This is a genomic window from Lysinibacillus sp. COL-1 (genome assembly GCF_059814265.1).
Genome location: NZ_JCAWSJ010000004.1, coordinates 805,733 through 831,384, shown reverse-complemented (window position 1 = coordinate 831,384; position 25,652 = coordinate 805,733). Strand labels below are relative to the sequence as shown.

Genomic DNA, 25,652 nt, shown 5'->3' with positions numbered 1-25,652 from the left:
AAATTATTATTTAAACAATGAATCAAAGCCTGGTAATTTCATTTTTTTCTTGCCTTTACCACTTGCCATTCCAGTCATTTGCTTCATCATTTTTTTCATTTCATCGAATTGCTTAATGAGACGATTCACCTCTTGAATAGATGTCCCAGAGCCTTTAGCAATACGCTTTTTACGGCTACCATTTATGATTTCTGGGTTGGTCTTTTCAGCAGGGGTCATCGAGTAAATAATGGCCTCTACACGCCCCATTTGTTTATCATCTACTTTTACATTATCCAAGCCTTTGATTTTGTTTGCACCTGGGAGCATTTTTAAAATTTCATCAAGTGGCCCCATTTTTTTGACTTGTTGTAATTGTTCAACGAAATCATCAAATGTAAAGGTTTGGGACTTGAATTTTTCTTCTAATTCTTTGGCTTTTGCTTCATCTACATTTGCTTGCGCCTTTTCGATCAGCGACAGAACATCTCCCATACCTAATATACGAGACGCCATACGCTCTGGATGGAAAGGCTCTAGCGCATCCATTTTCTCACCCATACCGACAAACTTAATCGGTTTCTGCGTTACAGAACGGATGGATAATGCAGCACCACCACGAGTATCACCATCAAGTTTTGTTAAAACAACGCCTGTAATACCAATGGCCTCATTAAAGCTTTCTGCCACATTGACAGCATCCTGACCTGTCATAGCATCGACAACAAGGAATACCTCATCTGGCTCTTTTAATGCACGAATATCTTTTAATTCCTGCATTAAATCTTCATCGATATGAAGACGACCAGCCGTATCGATAATCACCACATCATGATGCTCTTCCTTTGCCAATTCGATTGCTTGACGAGCAATTTCTACTGGAGATACCTCGGTTCCTAAAGCAAAAACAGGTAATGATAACTGTTTACCTAATGTTTGTAGCTGTTGAACGGCTGCTGGGCGATAAACGTCTGCGGCAACTAGTAACGGCTTACGATTAAATTTTTTCCGTAAGACATTTGCCAGTTTTCCTGTAGTCGTCGTTTTACCCGCACCTTGTAAACCGACCATCATAATGACTGTTGGCGGCTTTGTATTAAACTTAATAGGGCTTTGTTCGCCACCCATTAATTCCGTTAATTCATCTTGTACGATTTTAATAACTTGCTGCCCTGGTGTTAAGCTTTGCATAACTTCAACACCGACAGCACGCTCACTTACCTTTTTCACAAACTCTTTGACTACTTTTAAGTTAACATCCGCTTCGATTAAAGCAAATCGGACTTCTCGCATCATTTCTTTAACGTCTTGCTCTGATACTTTCCCTTTGCCTTTAATCTTTTGGATCGTTCCTTGGAGTCGTTCCGCTAATCCTTCAAAAGCCATTGCTTTCGCCTCCTAATCCCATTCTTTCAGCTGTTCAATAAGTGCTAACTGCTGTTCATCTGTCATACTTTTCTCTGTAATCCCCATTGTAAGCTGTGACAGCATTTGGGTACGTTGTTGAAATTTTTCAAGTAAACATAATTTTTCTTCATATTCCTCAAGCATCGCTTCTGTTCGACGAATATTATCGTAAACAGCTTGGCGTGAAACTCCATACGATTCAGCGATTTCTCCTAGAGAGTTATCATCCAAATAGTATAGTTCCATATAACTTCTTTGCTTATCTGTTAATAATGCTTGATAAAAGTCGAAGAGAAAGTTCATGCGTGTTGTTTTTTCAAGTAGCATCGAATGTTTCTCCTCCCGCTATTAGTCATTTGTATCATAACGAAAAGCGCCCGTCTGTGTCAAGGTAATCTCCTTGTCTAAAAGCTTAAATGTCTGCTTGCAGGCATATTTTACGCCTTTAGCAAGTATTACTCTTTTAAACAAGTCAATTCACCTATACACAGTCGAGCGTTTTATAAAATTACTCAGCGATGTTCGCTGTTAATCTTCATTATTTTCTAATTCTTTATCCAAACCATCGGCAAATAAACCATAAACATATCGTTCAGCATCAAATGGCTGTAGATCATCCATTTTCTCACCAAGACCAACAAATTTCACAGGAATGTGCAGCTTATTGCGAATAGCAAGCACAATCCCGCCCTTAGCTGTACCGTCTAGCTTCGTTAAGACAATACCTGTTACATTCGTTGCTTCTTTAAATGTTTGTGCTTGCACAAGTGCATTTTGGCCTGTTGTGGCATCTAATGCTAATAATACTTCATGTGGCGCATTTGGAATTTCACGTGAAATGACACGATGTACCTTTTCAAGTTCATTCATTAAGTTCACTTTGTTTTGCAAGCGACCAGCTGTATCGCAAATTAATACATCGGCTTTTCTATTTTTGGCTGCACGAATCGCATCATACATGACTGCCGCTGGATCAGAGCCCTCAGATTGTTTGATAACTTCACAACCGACACGATCTCCCCATACTTGTAATTGATCTATCGCACCAGCACGGAACGTATCACCAGCAGCTAAAACAACGGTTTTCCCTTGTGTTTTTAAGCGATGCGCTAGTTTGCCGATCGTTGTCGTTTTTCCAACGCCATTTACTCCGACAAATAGAATAACTGTCAGCTCACCATCTGGCTGCATATTTAGATCAATTAAATCTTCTTCACCTTGCTCATAAATTTCTACAAGCTTCTCAGAAATCACGGCTTGGATACCGTTCGTATCTTTTATATTTTTACGTTGTACTTCGAAACGCAGTTTATCCATTAGCTCCATAACTGTTTCAAAGCCGACATCAGCTTGTAATAATAAATCCTCTAATTCTTCAAAGAAATCCTCATCCACTTTACGATAACGCGCAACAAGGTCGTTCACTTTAGAAGTAAAGGAATTACGTGTTTTTTCAAGACCAGCCTTGAATTTTTGTGTAATCGACCAAGCAGAAGGCTTTTTCTCCTCTACTGGTGTATCCTCAATAACTGCTAGCTCTTGTACTTCCAGATCTTGTACTTCTGGCTGTATTTCTGGTTGTTCTTTTTCTATTTCAGTTGAAGGTTCTACTGCTGCTTCTTTCACAATTTCCATCTCTGGAGATTCTTCTATTTGCTCAACCACTTCTACATCAACAGTCTCAATAGCAGCCGTTTCGTTTGCTTCATCTAGATCTAGCTCTTGAAGATCAGCATCCTGCTCATTGTCAAGCGCCTCTAGTTTTTCTTCCTCGGCTGGATTTCCCATTAATTTATCTTTTAAACGCTTAAAAAAACTCATGCTTGTTCGCTCCTTTGCTCCGCAAGTACGGGTTCATCTTCTAATTTTACTGATACGAGTTTTGATACACCCGATTCTTGCATTGTTATACCATACAAGACATCAGCTCCCTCCATCGTCCCTTTACGATGTGTAATAACAATGAATTGTGTGTCACGGCTAAATCTTTTTAGATACTGGCTATAGCGCACAACATTAGCCTCATCCAAAGCCGCCTCTACTTCGTCGAGAATACAGAATGGTACAGGTCGTATATTTAGGATAGAGAATAATAAGGCAATTGCTGTCAGTGCTCGCTCACCACCAGAAAGCAAACTTAAATTTTGTAGTTTTTTCCCTGGAGGTTGTGCCACTATTTCAATGCCTGTTTCTAGTAAATTTTGCGGATCAATTAACACTAAATCCGCTTGCCCACCGCCAAACAATTCACGGAAAACAAGTTTAAATTGTTCTCGTATTGCATAGAACGTTTCACTAAAGCGCAATGTCATTTCTTCATCCATTTCTTTAATGGCTTCATGCAATGTTTCCTGTGCAGCAAGTAAATCCTCTCGTTGTTCAGTTAAGAATGTATGACGTTCAAGTACTCGTTCATATTCCTCAATCGCCCCTAAATTAACAGGACCAAGCTCTTCAATGGATTTTTTCAACAGTTTCACACGGCGTCGTACGAACTCTTCGTCTTCTATCGAAAGAGCTTCTTCCTCTGCCTCTTCAAATGTTAACTGATAGTTTTCTTCGAGTTGTTCTTTGAAATTATCCATTTCAAATTCTAAACGGCTTTGTTTCAACTCATTTGCACGTATTGCTTCAAGGTATCCTTTATGTATACGTTGCATTTCTTTCAGTTGTTCTTCTAATGTTGTGAGTTCTTGTTGTTGCCCTACCTTCTCCTCTTTCTTTCGAGAAATAGTCTCTTGTAAGGCATCTCTTCTCGCTTTCCATGTGATTACCTGCTCCTCAACCTCTTCATCACTTAAATGATTTGTCGATTCATCGGATTGAAGCCATAATATTTCCTGAGAAATATTTTCAACTTTTTGTTGAGCTTTGTTCAATTGTAGTGCTAGCTCAGCAGTGGAAATTTGAACTTGCGACATTTGTTCTTGCATTACTGCTAATTGTGAACGTTTTTCCGCTAGTTGCTCTCGTAATACGTCCTTCTCTGTCTCACCTTGTAGCTTTACCTTACTTAATTGCTCGACAGTATCATTGATTTCGACAAGCTCATCGGCTAGTGCGTTTAATCGCTCCATTGCCTCTTGCTTTTGTGATAACAATGCTTCCTCACGTGTTTTTACATCTTGAGTTTCAGTTGAAGTAAAAGATACTCGGGCTGATAAGCTTTTTTCAACAACCTCTAACTCGCGGATACGACCAGCCTGTTGCATCTCATCTTTTCGTAATTGCTCTCCTTCAAGCTTTAACTGTTCTACTTGATCTCGAAGTGTTGCAAGCTTGTCTTTTTCGGTTGCTACAGCCTGTTCAGCACTATAAATGGAATCCTGTAATGACTCTAGCTTGAGGATTAAATCATCTAATTCGGCTTTTCTTGTAAAGAGTGAGGATTGCTGTTTCATAGCACCACCCGTTAAAGAACCCCCTGCATTGACAATATCTCCATCAAGTGTGACCACTCGGTATCGGAAACCACATAATCGAGCGATTTGACTGGCCCCTTCCAGATTTGCTGCCACAATGACATGCCCTAAAAGATTTTCAACAATTGTACGATTATCTTCATTAAATGTCACAAGCGCATCTGCTATTTGAATAAAAGCTGGATGCTCTATCGCTAATTGGATCGTAGCTGGATTAACTTTACGTGACTTCATCACGGTTTTTGGTAAAAAAGTAGCTCGTCCAGCTCGTTTTTGCTTTAACCAATGAATGGCTTGCTGTGCATGTCGTTCATTCGTTGTGACAATATGCTGAGAGGCTGCACCTAAAGCTGTTTCTATCGCTTGAGAGTATTTCCCCTCAACTTGTAGTAATTCAGCGACAGCCCCCTCAATTCCTTGTAATTCACCTTTATCACGAGCAAGCAAAACTTCTTTAACTCCTTGGAAAAATCCTGAAAAATCGGCTTCCAACTCGGCTAATGTATCTTTTCTCGCCTTTAATTGCTGCTGATGCTGATAAGCTTTATACAGCATATCCTGTTTCTCAGCAAAGGAAGAATTTGTATTTTTTAACTGAACTTGCAGCGACTCATATTGTTCAAGCTTAGCTTGCAAATCATTTGTTGTGGAAGTGTGTTCAGCGACTAGCTTTTCTTTCTCAGCAACAATTTGCGTAAGCTCGTGTCCAATTTCATCAGTTTGATTGGACATTCTTGCTGCCATAGCCTTTTGTTGCGCTAATTGCTGATCGATATTTTTCAATTCATTCTTAATAGTTGCTTCTTCATTCAATGAATCAATATATCGATTTTTTTGTTCTTCAATTTCTTGTTCAATTTCCGTAACAGAACGATTTAATGACTGTTCTAACTGTTTAATGCTCTGCTTGAGTATGGAGAGTGCTTGCTGTTTCTCTGAAAATGCTTCTTTTTTCTCCTGTTCTTGTACAAGCAGTACGTCTACTTCTTCTTTTGCTTCTTGTAATGTCGCATTCAGCTGCAGTAGTTGATTGGAAGCATTTTGTCGTTTTTCAGCCATTAGTGCTTTACGACCATCCCAACGCTCTACCTCCATTGTGGCATTGACAAGATCAGCCTGTGAAACATCCAAATAATCATCAAGTTCTTTTAATAACTTGCGAATATTGGTTGTTTGTATATCGATTGTTGCAATATTTTGAGCTTGTTGTTGCTCAGTTGCAGACAGCTCGGTAAATTCAGCTTTTAGTGCATGCAAAGATTGTGCACAATTTTTAAAATCATGCACAAGAATGGCAATATCAAAATCTTTTAGCTCGGTAGACATTTGGACATAGTCTCTCGCACTAGAAGCCTGCATTTCAAGCGGCTCTAATCGGTTGTCTAATTCATGGAGTATATCTAATACACGATACAAATTCTCATCTGTCTCTACAAGCTTATGCTCTGCTTTTTTCTTTCTTATTTTATACTTTAAAACGCCAGCTGCCTCTTCAAAAATCGAACGACGGTCGTCAGGGCGGCTATTTAAGATTTCATCAACACGGCCTTGAGAAATAATTGAAAATGCCTCTTTCCCAAGCCCTGAATCCATAAACAAGTCCGTAATATCCTTCAGGCGACACTGTTGGTTATTTAATAAATATTCACTATCACCTGAACGGTATACGCGTCTTGTTACGCTGACTTCTGTATAAGAAAAAGCAAGTTGCTCGTCAGTATTGTCTAATATAAGTGTTACCTCTGCAAAGTTGAGTGGCTTACGAGAGTCACTGCCAGCAAAAATAACATCTTCCATCTTTGCTCCACGTAACGACTTTGCCGATTGCTCCCCAAGTACCCAACGAATCGCATCTGTGACATTACTTTTTCCACTGCCATTTGGTCCAACAACCGCTGTAACACCGGGTACAAAATCAATTCCAATGCGCTCCGCAAAGGATTTAAAGCCAATCACTTCTAGTCGTTTTAGGAACATCTATTAAGCCTCCTCTTTTGCAGCTTCTTCACGCATCATTCGCATTGCACATTGTGCAGCTTGCTGCTCGGCTTCTTTTTTTGATTTTCCACGACCAATACCAAGCTCTTGCCCGTTCAATAATACGCTTGATACAAAGGTACGGTTATGTGCTGGGCCTTTTTCATCGATTATTTCGTAATGAAGAAGTCCATTATTGGTTTGTTGTACCATTTCTTGCAATTGACTTTTAAAATCCATCACATGCGAAAAAGCACCTACTTCTACTTTTGGGAACACGATACGCTCTAAAAACGACACGACCGTTTGTAATTCTTGATCTAGATAGAGTGCACCTACAAATGATTCAAACACATCTGCAAGTAGCGCTGGGCGTTCCCGACCACCTGTTAATTCCTCACCTTTTCCAAGTAACACGAAGCGTCCAAAGCCTAATTCATTCGCAAAAATAACTAGTGATGGCTCACAAACGATAGAAGCTCTTAACTTTGTTAACTCACCCTCGCTCATATTTGGGTATTTCTCAAAAAGATATTTAGAAACAGATAGTTCAAGTACTGCGTCTCCTAAAAATTCAAGACGCTCATTATCCGTAAATAGCTTACGGCGATGCTCATTCACATAAGATGAATGCGTGAATGCTTGATACAATAAATTTTTATTAATAAAAGTGATATTTAATTCATGCTGTAACAGCTCGAATTGGTTGCGTACTTTTTCAGGAAGTACGCCAGATTTCTGCATAGTTCCTTTTCTTTTCATAGCCATTGAACAAATCTGCCTTCCTAATAGTTTCTACCGTTTTAGTGTACCTTTTTCAAGGCGTTTATGCAAAAGTATTTCGGCTTAAACACAATGTTTTGGAAATTTTTTCGAAAATTTATCTTATTCATAGAAAATGATCTCCTCTAAAATGAAAGTTGAATGCTTGTGGGACGATTTTTGGTTAACTCCAGTCGTCAGTTCAAAAAAATTTTAGACATTATGCCCCCGATTTTTAACATGAAAAAGGGACGTCAATAGATCGAAAATCGATCTATTTCGTCCCCTTTGAATACATCTTTGTTCATTGAAGCTGCTTCTTCTATCAAGTCAAAGCAGACAAACTATTTCTACTTTATTCATGCTATCATAAATACCATTGTGTATTATGATGACCATCACATCTATAAAGGTGATCCATTTTCGCTAAATAAAGTTTTAACGAAATTAGTTTAATTTACTTTCGATGTATGAAATTGCAGAACCTACTGTTGAGATTTTTTCAGCATCTTCATCAGAAATTTCCATATCAAACTCGTCTTCAAGTTCCATTACAAGTTCAACTACGTCTAATGAGTCAGCACCTAAATCATCACGGAAAGAAGCTTCAAGTGTTACCTCGCTTTCTTCAACACCTAAACGGTCCACGATTACTTTTGTTACACGTTCTAATACTGTAGACAAATGATTCACCTCCCCTCAAATGATTATACAAAAAATCAGCGTATATGCCTAATCGAAATTACATTACCATACCACCATCTATATGAAGCGTTTGCCCTGTCATATAGTTAGCATCATCGGAAGCAAGGAAAGCTACTGCCTTGGCAATATCCTCTGGCTGTCCAAGTTTCGCAAGAGGAATCTGCGTAAGCATACCTTTTTTAATATCTTCTGGTAGTTGCTCTGTCATTTCTGTTTCAATAAAGCCTGGCGCAATCGCATTAACTAAAATATTGCGTGAAGCTAATTCTTTTGCCGTCGTTTTTGTGAGTCCAATAACACCTGCTTTAGCCGCAACATAGTTTGCTTGACCAGCATTACCCGCTACACCAACGATGGAAGAAATATTAATAATACGACCTGCACGTTGCTTCATCATTTGACGTGTTACCGCCTTTGTACAAAGGAAAACCCCTTTAAGATTCGTATTTAATACATCGTCCCATTCGTCTTCCTTCATACGCATTAACAGGTTATCTCTAGTAATACCTGCATTATTCACTAAAATATCAAGAGAACCAAATGTTTTCACAGCGGCATCCATTAATGCGGTTACTTCTTCCGTCTGTGAAACGCTAGCTTGCACCGCAATGGCTTCCCCACCGTTTGCTTGAATCATCTCAACGACTTCTTCCGCTTTTGCCTGTGAGCCACTATAGTTTACTACAACCTTAGCACCTTCCTCAGCAAGCTTTACAGCAATAGCACGTCCAATCCCTCTTGAAGCTCCTGTTACAACAGCTACTTTACCTTCTAATTTACGCATTGATTGACCACTCCTTCGACGCTTCTAAAACCGCTTCTAATGATGCTTCATCATAGACACAATAAGCAGCAACTGAACGATCAATTTTTTTCAAGAGACCGCTTAATACTTTGCCAGGTCCACATTCGATAAAGACATCGACACCTTGTGCAATCATTTCACGCATAGATGCTTCCCATTGCACTGCACTATATACCTGTTCAACTAGCTCCTGCTGAATCGCTGGTACATCCTTTAATTCCTTCGCCATTACATTGCCGATAACAGGGATTTCAGGTGCAGATAAAGTAATCTCTGCTAATGCTGCTTGCAGTTTCTCTGAGGATGGTCGCATCAATTCAGAATGAAATGGACCGCTCACAACTAAAGGTATTGCGCGCTTTGCCCCTGCTTCTTTTGCAGCAATAATCGCTTTATCTACACCTTCTTTAGTGCCTGAGATAACAATTTGTCCTGGACAATTCACATTGGCTACCTGCACAGAATCACCCGCTGCTGAAACCAGCTCTGTAACTGCGTTCAATGCCTCTAATTCCATCCCTAGAATCGCTGCCATCGCTCCTTGTCCTGCTGGTACAGCTTCATTCATATAAAGACCACGTTTATGCACGATAGACACGGCATCATCAAATGACATTACGCCTGCTAAAACCAATGCACCATATTCTCCAAGCGAATGACCCGCAGCATAGTGTGGCTGAATTCCTGCTGCACGCAGCTTTTCAGCTACCATTACACCCGTAGTAAGAAGTGCTGGCTGAGCGTGGTATGTCAGTGTTAACTCCTCAGCTGGACCTTCTAACATTAACTTAGATAATTCAAATTGAAGAGCTTGATCTGCACGATCATAAAATGCTTTACTGTCTGCTGCATTTTCAACAAACTCTTGACCCATCCCTACTACTTGCGAACCTTGTCCTGGAAAAATAAATGCTATTTTCGTCATTTGAATAATCCCCTTTGTTTAATCAATTTCTAAGTGACGTACTGTATCAGTAATCGTCGAAATAACAGCATGCTCTACCATCGTATTAGCTTGTCGAATCGCACTAAAAATTGCTTTTGCATTCGATGAGCCATGCGCTTTAATTACAGGTGCTTGTAAGCCAAACAACCCTGCACCACCATACTCTGTGTAGTCCATTTTATTTTTTAAGTCACGTAAATTATTTTTCATGAGTGCTGCTGAAATTTTCGTTTTCGTTGATGACATAAATGCCTCTTTTAACATTGAAAATAAAGCGCCAGCCGTCCCTTCAATAGACTTCAACACCATATTGCCTGTAAAGCCATCTGTTACAACAACATCCGCTACTCCTTCAAGCAAATCACGCGCTTCTACATTACCAATAAAATTCAAATCAGCTTCCTTCAATAATTCGAAGGCAGCTTTCGTTAATTCATTACCCTTTTTTTCCTCAGTACCGATATTTAATAGGCCAATTCGTGGTTTTTGTAAGCCTCCAACCTTTTTAGCATAAATATCACCCATAATCGCATATTGCACTAAGTGCTCTGGTCGTGCATCTGCATTTGCTCCTAAATCAAGCATTAAGAAGCCTTTACCATCCAATGTCGGTAATGTTGTAGCCAAAGCTGGACGGGCTATCCCCTCAATTCGGCCAACTTTAAATAAGCCCCCTGCCATTAACGCTCCGGTATTCCCAGCAGATAGGCAAGCATCTGCTCTACCTTCTTCCACCGATTCCATCATGCGAGCCATTGAAGAATCCTTTTTTCGACGAACAGCACGTGCAGGGTCATCCGTTCCTTCTACTATTTCCTCACAATGTATGATTGTTAATCGATCATGTTGTTTTAAAAATGGCTCAAGCTTATCTTGCTGACCATATAATTGGATTTCTAAATTTGGGATTTGCTCTAATGCTAAGAGTGCACCTTCAACAACTGATTTTGGTGCATTGTCTCCACCCATTCCATCAAGCGCTAATTTCATTGTTACTCACCTTTACCTTTCGTGCGGTACATATCAAATTCACCAACAAAAACGGTTTCACCATTTACGGTAGATGTTACCTCGACTTTTGTACGATGATTAAGATCATCTCGTCCGATAACAATCGCTTTTGTAATAACACGATTTCCAGCACGCACAGGTTTCACAAATGTAATATTGGAATGTACGGTTAATGCTAGTTCGTCATCAATTACTGCGACCGCTAATGAGTTTGCTTGTGCAAACAAATGATGTCCACGTGCGATGCCATTGCGCTGAAAAACATGCTCTTCTTGTACATCAAAAATCGATAGTGCTCGATTATCTAATTCAATATCTACAATTTCTCCGATGACTTCATCAATCGGTAGAGATTTTACTTCATTTTCATAGTTTTTAGAAGCAACATCTTTAATTCGCTCTCGTAATTCTGGTATAGATAACTCCATACGATCTAAACGAATTGTTTGGACACTTACCTGAAACTGTGTTGCTAGCTGTTCATCTGTGACGAATGGATTTTCAGCTATCGTTTCAGATAGTAGTCGCTGTCGCTCTTTTTTCGTTCGTCTCAACATCATTCGCCACCTTTTGAGTTGTTATTAGCACTTGGTACTAATATCAGTATATAGAGTATAAAAAAAGAATGCAAGACTTGTTTTGAAATCAAGTACTCACATTCTCCTATGCTCATAAGCCCTCAATACTAATCGAAGCGCTCTCCCTGTAATACACCCGACTCTTCTAGCATTTTACGCAAGTATTGATAGTCATCATCCTGCCAAAACGCTTTTGTTTCAAGCATCTCTGTTGCATCTTTTCTTGCGGTCTCGAGTATACGATAATCATGTACTAAATCAGCTACTTTAAAATCTGGCAAACCACTTTGCTTTCTACCAAAAAAGTCCCCTGGTCCCCTTAATTCTAAATCTTTTTCAGCTAAACGGAAACCATCATTCGTTTCCGTCATCGACTGCATACGCTCTTTCCCTTCATCAGACTTAGGATCAGCAAGTAAAATACAGTATGACTGGTGCTCACCACGCCCGACACGCCCTCTGAGCTGGTGCAATTGCGCTAGGCCAAAACGCTCAGCATCATAGACAATCATAAAGGTAGCATTCGGTACATTAACACCTACCTCCACAACTGTTGTAGAAACTAAAAGCTGAATTGTTCCTTCACTAAAATCGCGCATCACCGCATCTTTTTCATCGGCTGATAAACGTCCATGCATTAAACCGACCTGATAACGATCTTTAAAATAAGTGGCTAGTTGCTCATAAATTTCTACAGCATTTTGAACATCAAGCTTATCAGATTCCTCAATAAGTGGACAAATAGCATAAGCTTGTCTTCCAGCCGCTAGCTCCAATTCTAGCTTGGACATCACAGAGCCGAGTTGCTCTTTTTTCATCCAATGCGTTTCAATCTGTTTACGGCCCGCTGGCATTTCATCAATTATCGATACATCCATTTCCCCAAATGCAGTAATAGCAAGTGTACGCGGTATAGGAGTAGCTGTCATAAAGAGGACATCTGGATTCTCCCCTTTATCACGCAAAATTCGACGTTGTTCCACACCAAAGCGATGCTGCTCATCTGTGATGACAAAACCTAGCTTTTGAAATATAACATCTGGCTGAATTAACGCATGTGTGCCAATGACAATGTCAAGATCACCATTTGCCAAATCTGCTAAAATCCCACGTCGCTCCTTTGTTTTAGTTGACCCAGATAACAAAGCAACACGAACATCAAAGGGTTGAAACCATTCTTTTAAGTTCTCCAAGTGCTGTTCCGCTAAAATTTCAGTTGGTGCCATTAAGGCTCCTTGAAAGCCCGCTGTCACAGCTGCATATAAACCGATTGCCGCTACTACTGTTTTCCCAGAACCTACGTCGCCTTGCAGCAAACGATTCATTCGATGTGGTTCCTTCAAATCTTTACAAATTTCATTAACCACTCGTTTTTGAGCATTTGTTAATTCATAGGGCAATGAAGCAATAAATGCTCGTAGTTTATGCACATCAAACTGAATGATTGTGCCACGCTCACTCTCTTTCCGCGTTTTACGTAATGCCTGTATACGCAATTGGAAGTTTAATAGCTCCTCATAAGCAAAGCGTCTTCTTGCTTGTTTAGCATGCCCAGCATCCAGCGGAAAATGGATACCCTCCAAGCCCTCTCGTATCGGAACAAGCTTATAGGACTCCTGTAAATAATATGGAATCGCCTCTGGTAGCTCTGCACCAAAATCATCTAACACTTGTCGCATATATTTACGAAATCTTTTTTGTGGAATCAAACCTTTCAGACTATACACTGGCTCAAAGTCTACTTGATCTGTTTTTGGCCCAAATGTGACAGTTGTACCATTGATTACTTGTCTACCACGATCCCATTTCCCCGTCACGGTAATAATGGAACCCGGTACAAGCTTTTGCTTTAAATAACCTTGATTGAAAAATACAACTTTTACTAAGTGACGTCCTGCCAAAACTGTTACCTGAAGTCTTGATTTATTACGACCTAAAAATAATATCGTAGGCTCACGTTCTACCTTGCACTCAACTGTAACGCGTTCGTTATGTGGTGTTTGCGCTAAATCTTTTAAACGAAAATCTTCATGTCGATGTGGGAACGTCCATAATAAATCAGCTACTGTATTGATGCCTAGTGATTCAAGATGTGCTGCTGTTTCTTTCCCGATGCCTTTCACTTCATTGACATGGCTAAATAATTCAGTCATCCTATCCCACAACTCCCTTCATTCAAGTGGTACTCTTTATGTAACCATCCTAGCTTCCTCTATCTAATGTATCATATATTAATTCGCAGCCTCTACACATAAGCAAAAACCCCATCAATGCATGATAGGGTTATAAACGTCTGTCATTTATATTGCAAAATCATGTCAATAAAAAGCTTAATGGCATCAGGAAAGACATCTTCATCTAAATCAAATTTTGGATGATGATGTGGATATTGGCTTTTTTCGCCACCCATCCCAACAAAAATAAATGCACCTGGCTTATGCTTTAGATAATATGAAAAATCCTCGCCCCCCATTACTGGATCAACAAGCTCGAATACATCCTGCCCAAAATTTTCACAAACGATAGATTCTACGAAGCGTGATTGCTGAGGATCATTGATAAGGGGAGGCGTCCCTATAATAAAATCGATTGTCCCTTTCGCCCCAAAAGCATGGCAAACCCCTTCTGTTAAACTTACCATCTTCGTTTGAATGGTAGCTACTGTTTCAGGAGTTAATGCCCTAATCGTTCCTATTAATTTTGCTGTCTCTGGAATAATGTTATACGTTGTTCCTGCTTGAATATTTCCTACTGTAATAACGCCAGCCTCAATAGGATTGATTGTTCGGCTAATGATACTCTGAAAGGCTTGCATTAAATGGCTCGCAATATAAATGGGATCAATCGTTTCATGTGGCATTGAACCATGTCCACCATGACCTTGAATTTCAATTTCAAAATCATCAACTGAAGCCATCATTGGTCCATGCGTTAATCCAATTTTCCCTTTTTCTAAACCTTGCCATAAATGAATACCGAAAATAGCATCGACACCTTCTAAAACACCATTTTGAATTAAAAAGTCTGCTCCACTTGGTGTGATTTCCTCAGCTGATTGGAAAATAAGCATAATATTTGGCTCGATTTTTTCCTTATTCATCGCTATCCATTGTGCTACTGCCAATAAAATCGCTGTATGCCCATCATGACCACACATATGTGCCACACCTGGCTTTTGAGAGATATAGGGTTTATCACCTTCTTCAACAATTGGTAATGCATCTATATCAGCTCGTAAAGCTATTGTCTTTTTACCTTTTGTCCCTTGAATCATAGCCACTACACTAGGAGAACCGTAGTCTATTACTTCTATTTTAAGATGCTCTAATCTTTTGCGGATGAATTGACTTGTTTCAAATTCCTGACCTGAAAGCTCTGGGTGTTGATGAAGATAGCGGCGGTCTTCTATTGCTTGTTTCGTTAAAAATTGCAAATTAGTAATTCCCACTAAAAAAACTCCTTTTAATTTATCTTGGGCGTTCCAGCAGAGGATAGCGTGTCTTGTAAATCCACATACAAAATGGGTACTTAACAAAAGTAAAAGAATTTGCAAAACTTATTGATTCTATAACAGATGAAATTCAAAAGTATATTAGTTGGTAAGGTAAATCAAATTTTACTGATTCGTGCAACTTATAATGAATCATGCTATATAGGATGCAGTTTTGAAGTATGCAACTTTTATGGTTGAGGTATTTTTTGATTGTGCTAAACCTAAATACTTTCTGAATTAAATTATTCTTTTGAAATCTTAATATCTAGCTAAATATCAAATTTACTACTATCTCTGTAAACACCGGCTTTATTATTCTAAGGTTCAACTTGATTGATCTAAATGACAAAATTTAAAAGGGCTATTCCTAGAGTTGAATATCCCCTATAATTTCTAAATTATTATTAAGGAAAAATAGTTGTTCGGTCAACCCTTATACACCAAGTTAGCTTAACTACGAAATGCATTTAATTTGGTCGAACGATTTTGCAAAACCTCTACAATGTAATCTACAACATTATCTTTCATCTTCCATTTAATCACTCGTTTAGATAGATTCAAACCGAATTCTGAAAATATATCTCTAAGATCCTCTAAATCTAGTGCGTTTAATTAATTGCACTTCTCCACGTTCAAGCAAAAAAATCTCTGGATTCAATGAAGCAATTTTTCGTTTACTCTTATTCTTAGTCAATTTATCCTCTTGAAAATATGCTGTTCAATATCGCGATTTCTCAATATATTGAACAATTGTAATCAACTCATCTAAATAGGCTTCCCATATCTTCTCCAGCTTCCGTTTCAATAATACTAAATTTTTCACAACGATTTAATATGCACCTACATGGATGATTGTTTATCGTTAATGCCATTCACTAATTCTAATGCTCAGTATGGAGTAACTCCACAATTTTATTGAGAACATATGGATCAGCATAGTCTGTTCGTATAGCATTCGAACGACAAATATTTGTCACGTTGTTTTTCCAAGCTTCACATACATAGTATTTTAGCATTCTTTTTTCATCCTACTTTGTACGGTTTGTTGTGCAACCAAGAACATTCTTGCCCCGCATTGTGGACATCGCATAATCCCTCTCAATGGAGGAAATTCACCATCATGAATTCGCTTCAAATACCTTTCCTAATTTCTTCTCCAGTAATTAATCGTTTAACTGCAATTACCTTTATCAACTTCCTATTCTTTTGAAAACAAATAGCCCTAACACCTATTTCGGATGTTAGGGACTATGAGTTACTATTGTTAAACCTATAACGAAATGAAATTCATATTACGTTATTTTTATGAAATAATTATAATTCAGCAATTAATTCAAAAGTATCTATAATAGTAATCCCATCTTTAGCATAAACGGGTAAAGTAAAATTCGATTGCTCCGAATTAATGTAAGCTAAAACCTCACTCAGTGTGTTTAACTCTAAATTAATATCCTTAGAGTAAACATATCCTTCAACTCCATTTTTTCCAATTGCTTGTATTAAATCTGGACTATCTTCTATTGACTGTGCATAATAATCTGAACCATAAGTTAAATTATTTTCATTAACTTCATATGCATTGTTTGGAATACTATTAACTGTAGAACGTTGAAGATTCGGTGTTGCATTACTAGTATAGGTAGTGTATCCATTTCCATTATAAAATTGCATTTCAGATTTGGCATAGTAAGTTCCTTTTGAAACAATTGTTATTGTATCTGCGACAATACTTTCAAAGTTACCAGAATTATTATTATATGACCACCCGCTAGCTGACCAAAGTCTTCCTGAACTATCATATAATTTTGCGTTAATTCCAACATAGCCTACTGGCAGATAACTTTGATTTAATTTAACTACCCCTCGACCCCAAGTACCGTTTGAATTATTATGAACTCCAGAATAATATGTATAAGAATAACCATTTACAGTAACAGTCTTTTCTGGGCTATTTGCACTTGCTGCGTAAGCATTCCCCTGAAAACTAGGCATTGTTACACAAAAAACTAGAATCGCAATGACTAATAACTTTAATAAACCAAATCGCTTCATACTACTTCCTCCTTTTTAATAATAAATAAAATGTTTTTTATTTAAGAATTGAAAAGTGATACGCATAATTATCTGTATTTCATTATTTTTTAACTAAAGCTATCATTTATCAGTTTATATGTCCGCACTTTTCAATAACTTATTAACTTATAGTAAATATGTCCAATGCTAATGAGAAATAATTGAATAGAAAATATTATAATAAAATAAATTTGAAGACAACAATCCACAAAAATATTGATAATTTCATGTATAGAAATATTCCTGAAAAATTTAATCAACACTTAATCCTATTACCATCATAATCCATTTTAGGTATTATTTTCAATACATATTTAAGATTTTTAAAATAAAATAAATTACATAGTACTACTATATATACCAAATTACCACAATACTTACTATGATAACCATAGGAATAATGTACAAACTTATCATTTTCATTCAAGTAACATTAAATATTGCAGTTTCCAATGTTGCTATTAAAAAAAGTAGTTTATTATTCAAAACCCTTGGTAAACTATCTCCATACATTATTTCACCTCAATCTAAATTATTTCACACTTAAATCCTAGTTCTCTATTTACCACTATTTATTTACAAAGATACATTTCTGCATATTGCACCTTTAGTTCAATAATGAAAATAGGCATAGCCGCACTTTTACTGATTCTCCCTAAACAATTAATCCGTCATAACAAGAATGATTCGTATACCTTTTATACCTATAATCGACATCTACTTTGAACACATTTTTTCGCATAGTAGGAAAGGTACATGCAATCCTCATTTGTTGAATTAATATAACTAAAATAAAAAATGCACACCACTAAAAGTTCATTTTAGTAATGTACATTTTTTATCTTGTGTAAAATATAAACAAGTGCAGGAAAAATTATCATATATTACCATTACTTGTCTTTCATATTACGGAGTAGATAGCATGTTTCTCAAATTTTATTGAAGTGCTTTAATACTTTGTAAGCCACCATTTTCAAGAATGGCCTTACTAATAGCCTTACCAGTTGGTGTTGCCGCAAGACCACCTCGTGCAGTCTCTTTAAGGTTTGGACTCATAGATTGCCCAATGCGATACATAGCGCCAATTACTTCATCACAGGGAATACGACTTGTTACACCTGCAAGTGCCATATCTGCCGCTACTAGCGAGTTAGATGCACCCATGGCATTACGTTTGACACATGGTACTTCAACAAGACCTGCTACTGGATCACAGACAAGACCAAGCATATTTTTTAAGGTAATGGCAAATGCTTCCGAACATTGCTGTGGCGTACCTCCAGCCATTTCAACAATGGCAGCAGCAGCCATTCCTGCAGCAGAACCAACTTCTGCCTGACAACCACCAGCAGCACCTGAAATGGAAGCGTTATTCGCAACCACAAACCCAAAAGCTCCTGACGTAAATAAATAACGGATCATTTGCTCACGAGTTGGATTTAATTTATTTTTCACTGCAAAAAGCGTTCCTGGTACAACACCTGCAGAACCCGCTGTCGGCGTTGCACATATTGTTCCCATCGCTGCATTTACTTCATTTGTTGCAACGGCTTTGCTTACAGCATCTAATAATAAATCACCTGATAGTGATTTTCCTTGCGCAATATAATTTTGAAGCAATACGGCGTCCCCACCAGTTAAACCTGTTACTGATTGCACACCTTGTAATCCTCGTTCAATGGCTTCTTCCATCACGGTTAGATTTCGATCCATTTGTTGGATGATTTCTTCTCGCGTTCTGCCAGTAATCAATATTTCCTGTTCGATCATGATTTCTGATATTAATTTTTCTTCTTGCTCTGCTCGTTCTACAAGCTCACGAACATTATGAAATAAAACGTCCATTTTGGGACACCCCCCTTAGTTATTAATTTTAGAAACCTTTGTAATATGTGGAATTAAAGATATTTGCTGTAGCACCTTATCTTCAATGTTTTGATCAATTTCAATCACCATTAGAGCTGTTAAACCACGTTCTATACGTGAAACTTCCATATGCCCAATATTGACTTCATGCATTGCTAAACAATTGGCTACATTGGCAATACAGCCAGCACGATCATCATGCACAACAAGAATTGCTGGCATACCACCTGTTAAACGTAGCTTAAAACCATTGACTTCACTGATTTCAATTTTTCCGCCACCAATCGAAATACCAACTACAGACATTTCCCCTTCATCGTCTCCAATGACAAGCCGAGCTGTATTGGGATGCTCCGTATTAGCCGTTTCGGGAATAAATTCATATTCTAATCCCACTTTTTCGGCCTCTTCAAATGCTATTTTAATACGGTCATCAAATGTATCGTAATCTAATAGGCCCCCCACTATCGCAACATCTGTACCATGTCCTCTATACGTTTCAGCAAATGATCCATATAAATGAATTTTTGCCCATTTAGGTTGTCTACCAAATAAATCCCTTGCAACACGCCCAATGCGAGCTGCACCTGCCGTATGAGAGGAGGAAGGCCCAATCATGACTGGTCCAATAATATCAAATACTGAAGTAAACTTCATACAAACACCCCTCTATTCTATTCATATAATAATATTTATTTTTACTTATATCATGCTTGATAGCTACTATAAAAGTAAAGCATTTAATTTATCAACTTTCAGAAAATTACCACTACTATAATTTATAGTAACTATATAGGCTTATTTTTTGTCCACACCATATATACACATCAATAAAACAGTTGATATTCCAATAATTCCAAATTTTTTATCCTCTGGACACGTACATCTAGCTGTTCATATTTAGCACGTTTTTACTAAATATTATACATCCTCTTCTTTGTAGCATAAACAAAAGCAGTACACGTTTTGTGCACTGCTTTCTTTACGGAATAGCAAAGTAGCATGTAATTATTCTACTGAAATAATATATGGATATAACCCTTGTTTACCATCAAATAATTCAACTTCTACATCTGGATAGTTCTCTTCAATGAAAGCTGCTAATGCTGAAGCAGCCTGTTCAGTTGTATCTTCGCCATAGATCACTGTAACTATCTCAGCATCTTCATCGACTAAATCTGTGATTACCTTTTCTGCTGCATCCTTTAATGCTGGTGTAGAAAGGACAATTTTACCTTCTGCTAATGCCATAAAATCATCTTTACGGATTTCCACACCATCAATAGATGTATCACGCACTGCATAGGTTACTTGACCTGTCTTCACATTAGCAAATGCATCGGACATTGTCTTTTTATTTAGATCAACAGCTGCTTCAGGGTTAAACGCTAAAATCGCTGCCATCCCTTGTGGAATCGTCTTCGTAGGAACAACCGCTGCGTCAATCTCTAATAGTTCAACCGCTTGCTCTGCTGCCATAACGATATTTTTATTATTCGGTAAGATTAATACTTTTTCTGCACCGATTTCTTGTACGGCTTTAACGATATCTTCAGTTGAAGGGTTCATTGTTTGACCACCTTCAATGACATATGAAGCACCGATAGAGCGCAATAATTCTGCCACACCCTCACCCATCGCAATCGTTACGATAGCATACGGATGTTTTTCTACTTTTTTGGCAGTCGTTGGTGCTTTATGCTCCTCACCAACAATCGCTGAATGCTGCTCACGCATATTATCAACTTTTATTTTAATAAGACTACCGTATTTTTGTCCGATTGATAAAACAGAACCTGGTTGCTCAGAATGGATATGAACCTTCGCAATTTCTTCATCGGAGATCACAAGCAAAGAATCCCCCAAAGGATTTAATTCATTACGGAAATGCTCCTCATCGAAAGGTTCTTTCCCTTCTTCTAAACGCACCATTATTTCAGTACAATAGCCAAATTCAATATCTTCAGTATTCATGAAATCCTGTACTCTATGATGCTCTGCATTGATTAAATCATCTAAGGTCGCATCATTTTTCTCTGGAAGAGGCTCACCTTTTAAAGAGGCTAGAAACCCTTCATACACAAATAGTAAGCCCTGACCACCACTATCCACAACACCGACCTCTTTTAAAACAGGTAGCAATTCAGGTGTGCGATCTAATGAAGCCTTTGCTTCTGCTATAAAAGCTTCCATCACGGCAATGATATCGGTTTCAGTTTCTGCCACTTCTACACCTTTTTTTGCCGCCTCACGTGCTACTGTTAAAATAGTTCCTTCCACAGGTTTCATAACAGCTTTATAAGCTGTATCAACACCCGCTTGGAAAGCCGCTGCAAAGCCTTTTGCATCAATGGTTGCTTCTTTTTCAATAAACTTCCCAAAGCCTCGGAATAATTGCGATAGAATAACGCCTGAATTTCCGCGCGCACCCATTAAAAGACCTTTTGATAATGCCTGTGCTGTTTTACCAATATGTTCTGAAGCGGCAAGTTCTGTTTCCTTTGCGCCAGATGTCATCGATAAGTTCATATTAGTCCCTGTATCACCGTCCGGTACTGGGAATACATTTAATGAATCTACATAATTTGCATTTTGGTATAGATGATGCGCACCCATTTGTACCATTTCAGCAAACTTTATACCGTCTAAAGACTGCATTCGATTTAGTTCCTCCTCTTAATTCGCTACACGAACGCCCTGTACAAAGATATTGACAGATTTTACGCTCATACCTAATGTTTTATCTACTGTATATTTCACTTTCGATTGCACTTGGTAAGCAACTTCCGAAATTTTTGTCCCGTAACTAACAATAATGTACATATCTATATGTAAATCGTCGTCCTGTTGTCGAATAACAACACCTTTTGCGAAGTTTTCTTTACGTAAAATATCAGTTAGACCATCACGAATTTGATGTTTAGATGCCATGCCAACAATACCGTAGCATTCTACAGCAGCACCACCAGCAATTTGTGCAAGTACATCTGTTGAAATATCAATTTGGCCGAATTCATTGTTTAATTCAATTGACATAGGAATGCCTCCTTGGCTCTTTTTGACTAAAGTATATTGTAACACTTTCGTTATAATTTAAGCAACCTAAGGCAGTATAGAAAGGCTTTATAGCAACGTTTTCTGACTTCAAATAGACGCATTTTCCTTTCCGTAAAAAATTGCCATTTTACGAAAATAGTTATTTCGTCCGTTCTGCTTAGCTAAATATAACGCTTGGTCAGCAATATCACAGCATGTTTGTAAATGCTCATGCATTGTCAGGTTAGCATGACACATTCCAATACTAACCGTTACGTATCGAACAATATCTGATTGCCTATGTGGAATCTTTAAGTCACGCACTTCCTTTAAAATTTCTTCACATATAGGCTCAGCAAACTTCTCAGTATGCTGACTAATCATAATAAATTCTTCTCCACCCCAACGAGCAACAAACGCCTGATACTTCTCTGCAATTTCCGCCAATAAGGAGGCTACTTTAACAATGACCGCGTCACCCTGTATATGTCCATAGTAATCATTAAACTTTTTAAAATAATCAATATCAATCATCATTACCGTTAATGTTTGTGGTTGATGAAGCTGATGTCCTATTTTAGTCAATTGCTGATTAAATGCTCGACGATTTGGCAGATTCGTTAAAGGATCTTTTAGTGCTTGCTCTGCTAACTCTTTATTTTTAACAGCTAACAGCTCTGATAATTGTTTCGTTTTGGTCATTTCTTCATCCAATAAAATATGCTGTGTAGTTATTTGTTTCCGAACCTTGTAGGTCTGATATTGAATTATGATACCAATCGGAATTAAAAGAGACATCGGTAATATGACTTTAATATTCTCACTAGACATGCCAACACTCAAATATGTACTCGCAATAATTGCTGGTGCAGAAAGTAAAATAATCCAACTAATTTTTCGTAAAGGTAATGCAAATACCGTACAAATGATGATTAAAATCACCTCATATAATGCTGCATGATGAAAGAAATAAACATCCATTACCGAAATTGCCGTAATCAATAGCATAATCGTGTAAATATAAATGACAACTAGGTGTTCATACTTTTGTATATTAACAGAGGTAATGTGAATTCGTTTTTCCCTAACAAATAACAATACGGCTATATCTATATAAAACATGGCGATATGAATGGCAATATAGACGGGGACCATGGCTCTTTCTGCTTTGACAAAGAAAACCTCTCCATAATGAATAAGGGAAATAATAGCCGATACATACATGAGTGACCAAGCAACTGTTCTCATCCCTTTTAAATTCGACTGAACCATTTCTTTGCGAATAGAAAAAGCTATTTTTTCTTGATTTTTCATAATACTCGCTCCTATTGTGCGCTTTCAGTTATATAATGTTCTATATGTATCGTCTAAAGAATGAAAAATACAAGTAGGTCGAAATTTTTTTGATAAATAAAAAAGTTGATACTTTTATAGCATCAACTTTGCATAGTGTTGAAAAACAAAACCATCCATAGAATTTTTGTGAAAGGTGAAAATGGATTTCCGTTGCAGGCTATCGCTTGCCTGTCTCGCTATCCCAATGGAAATAGCCTTCCACGCCAATGTTCCTTTTTAGCAAAGGTTTTCAAATAAAATGTAGATGTTCACTACTCATTTTATGTAGAGGTGTTGTCACTCATCACTTCTCCACATTGAAGAGCCTCTTTCATTTAATTATACAAATAATGAGCTATTTTGATCGCTTCGGCTAGTATAAAAGATACTTTTGATTGGAGTGGAGCCAACGTCACTCCTAGGGAAATTAGCGTCCACAGGTGAGACCCTGGAGCGAAACGCAGTGAGTGAAGCGGCTCATCGGACGCCCCCTGGAAAGGACGCTGGCGGAACGGAAATCAACCCCTCGCCTTGCGAAAGGTTCTTTTTCTGCTATTGACATCACTTTTTTCAACAAGATGAAAAGTTGATACTTTTATAGCATCAACTTTGTTTATATTATATTCAGTTCAATATTTTAAAATTTATTTGACTAAAAAAGACTTTTAATAAGCTTGTCGATCATAACAGGCATTTCTTTAAAGGCACTATCCACATGCAGTCTTTCTGTTTTTTGGTGTGCATCTTTGCCAAAGGGACCGACATTTAATACAGGCCCCTGTAATGCAGACATCTCTTTAAACGGAATACTATACGTATCTCCCCATACAGGTGTGTTACGTTCGAATGCTAACCACTCGTTTGAATCATCTGTGTAGTTAACATAACTTAAATCACAAATCCCGTTAAAATAATGAATCTGCTCCACCTCAATAGCAAATGTTTGAGCCGTTTTCTTCATCAATTCAATCGATTGAATAACAAGTGGATGATTGGATGAATTAATTGCTGGATAATAAGGTGGTGCATATAGCAAAACTGTTGCTGGTGCTAATTCCTGACAACGAATCATGAGCTGATCAACAATACGTATAGATTTTTCACGATCGTCCCATGCGTGATGCTGAAGAACTTGCTGTTTGATCGTTCGCACTTCCTCCTCACCCAATTTATGGATAGCATGCTCCAACAATGCCTCATATCGCAAGACCTGTACATTCCCTACCCCTTGTACTTTTTCTCGAGTGCAAACTTTTTGGTATTGCTCATTACAAGCAGCCATGGCTTGTAATGCCACTTGTTCAAAGATAGCCATTACTTCTGCAGCTGTACGTTTTAATAAAAATACATTGTAAAGTGCAGCCGCACGATATGGTGTTTGTGTAGAATACTCCATTTTTAAATCTTTTAATTGTAAAGAAACTGGCAGTGGCGTACTTTCTCCCAAATCTGTTTCACGGAAAAGAGGATTCCACTCCATGTACTGTGTCATATAAGAAGCAATAAAGTTAGCGGTCATGCCCTTTAAAGGTTCGCCAACATGCGTCTCTTTGCCATAAAATAAAGCAGCTGGCATTATTTTCCCTATAGTACCTGAATAGATATATTCATTTGTATCAGATGGCCCTTGCGAAAAGGAAGGTTCACTATTTAAAAATAATTTATAGGTTAGCCCATGTTGTTCACGAAGTCTCACAAGCTCCACAACAGCAGCTCGCATTCCAGCAGAGTTTACTTCCTCATCAGGTACAGTAGTTAAAATCAAATTAATTGGCCATTGTTCAAAGCTTGCCTTTTCAATGAGCTGCATATGTAAAGCAAGTCCCATTTTCATATCCATTGTGCCACGACCAAATAAATAATTACCTGACTCCAAATCAATTCTAGCCGCTTCTGGTAAATCTTCTTTGTATTTAGACTCCATCAGTTTTTTTGTTAATTCCTCTGGATAAAAAGCTAATGGCTCTAGTTCTCCATATTCCTCCGTATGCACTGTATCGAAGTGACTGATTAACACCACTGTTTCTGTTGCTGTTGGGTGCTTATAAAATGCCGTAACAGCATTTCTTCCAAGCCCTGCATCATGTAATTCAATAAGCTCTGGATGTTTTTCAAAATATGGAAGCGTTAACAATTTATCTTTTAATTTATAGGCAAAGTCATTTTCACCCTTTGTCAATGTCCTGCTTTCCCAACTGACAATTTCACATAGCAATGCTCGCAGTTTTTCAGGTGTATTCCACATATAATTATTCAT

20 protein-coding genes are annotated in these 25,652 nt (G+C 37.9%); all 20 read right to left on the bottom strand.

Annotated elements, in window-relative coordinates:
* Nucleotides 1-6 precede the first annotated feature (6 nt).
* Nucleotides 7-1,365, bottom strand: coding sequence for a signal recognition particle protein (gene ffh / locus AC6BKE_RS12210; RefSeq protein ID WP_036124787.1), 1,359 nt, complete (start codon nucleotides 1,363-1,365; stop codon nucleotides 7-9).
* A gap of 12 nt (nucleotides 1,366-1,377) precedes the next feature.
* Nucleotides 1,378-1,713 (bottom strand): putative DNA-binding protein, encoded by a 336-nt coding sequence (locus AC6BKE_RS12205; protein WP_036124788.1) that lies wholly within the window; start codon nucleotides 1,711-1,713, stop codon nucleotides 1,378-1,380.
* Nucleotides 1,714-1,914: 201 nt separating this feature from the next.
* The gene (gene ftsY, locus AC6BKE_RS12200; protein ID WP_036124791.1) at nucleotides 1,915-3,207 is read right to left on the bottom strand and encodes a signal recognition particle-docking protein FtsY; all 1,293 of its coding nucleotides are present in this window, start codon (nucleotides 3,205-3,207) and stop codon (nucleotides 1,915-1,917) included.
* Nucleotides 3,204-6,785, bottom strand: coding sequence for a chromosome segregation protein SMC (gene smc, locus AC6BKE_RS12195; RefSeq protein WP_499856875.1), 3,582 nt, complete (start codon nucleotides 6,783-6,785; stop codon nucleotides 3,204-3,206). The genes ftsY and smc overlap by 4 nt, the downstream gene beginning before the upstream one ends.
* A gap of 3 nt (nucleotides 6,786-6,788) precedes the next feature.
* Nucleotides 6,789-7,553: a ribonuclease III gene (gene rnc, locus AC6BKE_RS12190; RefSeq protein ID WP_036124796.1), complete on the bottom strand. Its 765-nt coding sequence runs from the start codon at nucleotides 7,551-7,553 to the stop codon at nucleotides 6,789-6,791.
* A gap of 441 nt (nucleotides 7,554-7,994) precedes the next feature.
* A complete protein-coding gene (gene acpP, locus AC6BKE_RS12185) occupies nucleotides 7,995-8,231 on the bottom strand; it encodes an acyl carrier protein (RefSeq protein WP_036124798.1) in 237 nt (78 codons plus the stop codon).
* A gap of 58 nt (nucleotides 8,232-8,289) precedes the next feature.
* Complete coding sequence (gene fabG / locus AC6BKE_RS12180; RefSeq protein WP_058843497.1) at nucleotides 8,290-9,036, bottom strand: 3-oxoacyl-[acyl-carrier-protein] reductase; 747 nt, start codon at nucleotides 9,034-9,036, stop codon at nucleotides 8,290-8,292.
* Entirely contained in the window at nucleotides 9,029-9,982 is a 954-nt protein-coding gene (gene fabD / locus AC6BKE_RS12175) for an ACP S-malonyltransferase (RefSeq protein ID WP_058843496.1), read from the bottom strand. Before fabD ends, fabG begins: the two co-directional genes overlap by 8 nt.
* Before the next feature lie 18 nt (nucleotides 9,983-10,000).
* Complete coding sequence (plsX, locus tag AC6BKE_RS12170; RefSeq protein WP_058843495.1) at nucleotides 10,001-10,993, bottom strand: phosphate acyltransferase PlsX; 993 nt, start codon at nucleotides 10,991-10,993, stop codon at nucleotides 10,001-10,003.
* A 2-nt stretch (nucleotides 10,994-10,995) separates the two neighbouring features.
* The gene (fapR, locus tag AC6BKE_RS12165) at nucleotides 10,996-11,568 is read right to left on the bottom strand and encodes a transcription factor FapR (RefSeq protein ID WP_036124838.1); all 573 of its coding nucleotides are present in this window, start codon (nucleotides 11,566-11,568) and stop codon (nucleotides 10,996-10,998) included.
* Between the two features lie 131 nt (nucleotides 11,569-11,699).
* On the bottom strand, nucleotides 11,700-13,745 hold the full coding sequence (recG, locus tag AC6BKE_RS12160) for an ATP-dependent DNA helicase RecG (RefSeq protein ID WP_036124807.1): 2,046 nt from the start codon (nucleotides 13,743-13,745) through the stop codon (nucleotides 11,700-11,702).
* A gap of 143 nt (nucleotides 13,746-13,888) precedes the next feature.
* Nucleotides 13,889-15,040, bottom strand: a complete 1,152-nt coding sequence (locus tag AC6BKE_RS12155; RefSeq protein ID WP_499856874.1) for a M20 metallopeptidase family protein — start codon at nucleotides 15,038-15,040, stop codon at nucleotides 13,889-13,891.
* Nucleotides 15,041-15,966: 926 nt separating this feature from the next.
* A complete protein-coding gene (locus AC6BKE_RS12150) occupies nucleotides 15,967-16,101 on the bottom strand; it encodes a hypothetical protein (RefSeq protein WP_499856873.1) in 135 nt (44 codons plus the stop codon).
* Nucleotides 16,102-16,399: 298 nt separating this feature from the next.
* Nucleotides 16,400-17,137: a hypothetical protein gene (locus tag AC6BKE_RS12145; protein WP_499856872.1), complete on the bottom strand. Its 738-nt coding sequence runs from the start codon at nucleotides 17,135-17,137 to the stop codon at nucleotides 16,400-16,402.
* A gap of 957 nt (nucleotides 17,138-18,094) precedes the next feature.
* On the bottom strand, nucleotides 18,095-19,003 hold the full coding sequence (gene sdaAA, locus AC6BKE_RS12140; protein ID WP_058843493.1) for an L-serine ammonia-lyase, iron-sulfur-dependent, subunit alpha: 909 nt from the start codon (nucleotides 19,001-19,003) through the stop codon (nucleotides 18,095-18,097).
* Between the two features lie 15 nt (nucleotides 19,004-19,018).
* Nucleotides 19,019-19,681, bottom strand: a complete 663-nt coding sequence (gene sdaAB / locus AC6BKE_RS12135; protein WP_036124814.1) for an L-serine ammonia-lyase, iron-sulfur-dependent subunit beta — start codon at nucleotides 19,679-19,681, stop codon at nucleotides 19,019-19,021.
* 351 nt (nucleotides 19,682-20,032) lie between these two features.
* A complete protein-coding gene (locus AC6BKE_RS12130) occupies nucleotides 20,033-21,682 on the bottom strand; it encodes a DAK2 domain-containing protein (protein ID WP_036124816.1) in 1,650 nt (549 codons plus the stop codon).
* Between the two features lie 18 nt (nucleotides 21,683-21,700).
* On the bottom strand, nucleotides 21,701-22,060 hold the full coding sequence (locus tag AC6BKE_RS12125) for an Asp23/Gls24 family envelope stress response protein (protein WP_004269431.1): 360 nt from the start codon (nucleotides 22,058-22,060) through the stop codon (nucleotides 21,701-21,703).
* A gap of 108 nt (nucleotides 22,061-22,168) precedes the next feature.
* The gene (locus tag AC6BKE_RS12120; RefSeq protein WP_499856871.1) at nucleotides 22,169-23,374 is read right to left on the bottom strand and encodes a GGDEF domain-containing protein; all 1,206 of its coding nucleotides are present in this window, start codon (nucleotides 23,372-23,374) and stop codon (nucleotides 22,169-22,171) included.
* Nucleotides 23,375-24,047: 673 nt separating this feature from the next.
* Nucleotides 24,048-25,652, bottom strand: coding sequence for a M20/M25/M40 family metallo-hydrolase (locus AC6BKE_RS12115; RefSeq protein ID WP_036124820.1), 1,605 nt, complete (start codon nucleotides 25,650-25,652; stop codon nucleotides 24,048-24,050).

Bases quoted from the DNA above. Each gene is read 5' to 3' on its own strand.
- AC6BKE_RS12205 (WP_036124788.1), bottom strand. From the start codon at position 1,713: ATGCTACTTGAAAAAACAACACGCATGAACTTTCTCTTCGACTTTTAT.
- ftsY (WP_036124791.1), bottom strand. From the start codon at position 3,207: ATGAGTTTTTTTAAGCGTTTAAAAGATAAATTAATGGGAAATCCAGCC.
- sdaAA (WP_058843493.1), bottom strand. From the start codon at position 19,003: ATGGACGTTTTATTTCATAATGTTCGTGAGCTTGTAGAACGAGCAGAG.
- AC6BKE_RS12130 (WP_036124816.1), bottom strand. From the start codon at position 21,682: ATGCAGTCTTTAGACGGTATAAAGTTTGCTGAAATGGTACAAATGGGT.
- recG (WP_036124807.1), bottom strand. From the start codon at position 13,745: ATGACTGAATTATTTAGCCATGTCAATGAAGTGAAAGGCATCGGGAAA.
- fabG (WP_058843497.1), bottom strand. From the start codon at position 9,036: ATGCGTAAATTAGAAGGTAAAGTAGCTGTTGTAACAGGAGCTTCAAGA.
- AC6BKE_RS12150 (WP_499856873.1), bottom strand. From the start codon at position 16,101: ATGCTAAAATACTATGTATGTGAAGCTTGGAAAAACAACGTGACAAAT.
- AC6BKE_RS12125 (WP_004269431.1), bottom strand. From the start codon at position 22,060: ATGTCAATTGAATTAAACAATGAATTCGGCCAAATTGATATTTCAACA.
- smc (WP_499856875.1), bottom strand. From the start codon at position 6,785: ATGTTCCTAAAACGACTAGAAGTGATTGGCTTTAAATCCTTTGCGGAG.
- plsX (WP_058843495.1), bottom strand. From the start codon at position 10,993: ATGAAATTAGCGCTTGATGGAATGGGTGGAGACAATGCACCAAAATCA.
- ffh (WP_036124787.1), bottom strand. From the start codon at position 1,365: ATGGCTTTTGAAGGATTAGCGGAACGACTCCAAGGAACGATCCAAAAG.
- fabD (WP_058843496.1), bottom strand. From the start codon at position 9,982: ATGACGAAAATAGCATTTATTTTTCCAGGACAAGGTTCGCAAGTAGTA.
- rnc (WP_036124796.1), bottom strand. From the start codon at position 7,553: ATGGCTATGAAAAGAAAAGGAACTATGCAGAAATCTGGCGTACTTCCT.
- AC6BKE_RS12145 (WP_499856872.1), bottom strand. From the start codon at position 17,137: ATGAAGCGATTTGGTTTATTAAAGTTATTAGTCATTGCGATTCTAGTT.
- sdaAB (WP_036124814.1), bottom strand. From the start codon at position 19,681: ATGAAGTTTACTTCAGTATTTGATATTATTGGACCAGTCATGATTGGG.
- AC6BKE_RS12120 (WP_499856871.1), bottom strand. From the start codon at position 23,374: ATGAAAAATCAAGAAAAAATAGCTTTTTCTATTCGCAAAGAAATGGTT.
- AC6BKE_RS12115 (WP_036124820.1), bottom strand. From the start codon at position 25,652: ATGAATAATTATATGTGGAATACACCTGAAAAACTGCGAGCATTGCTA.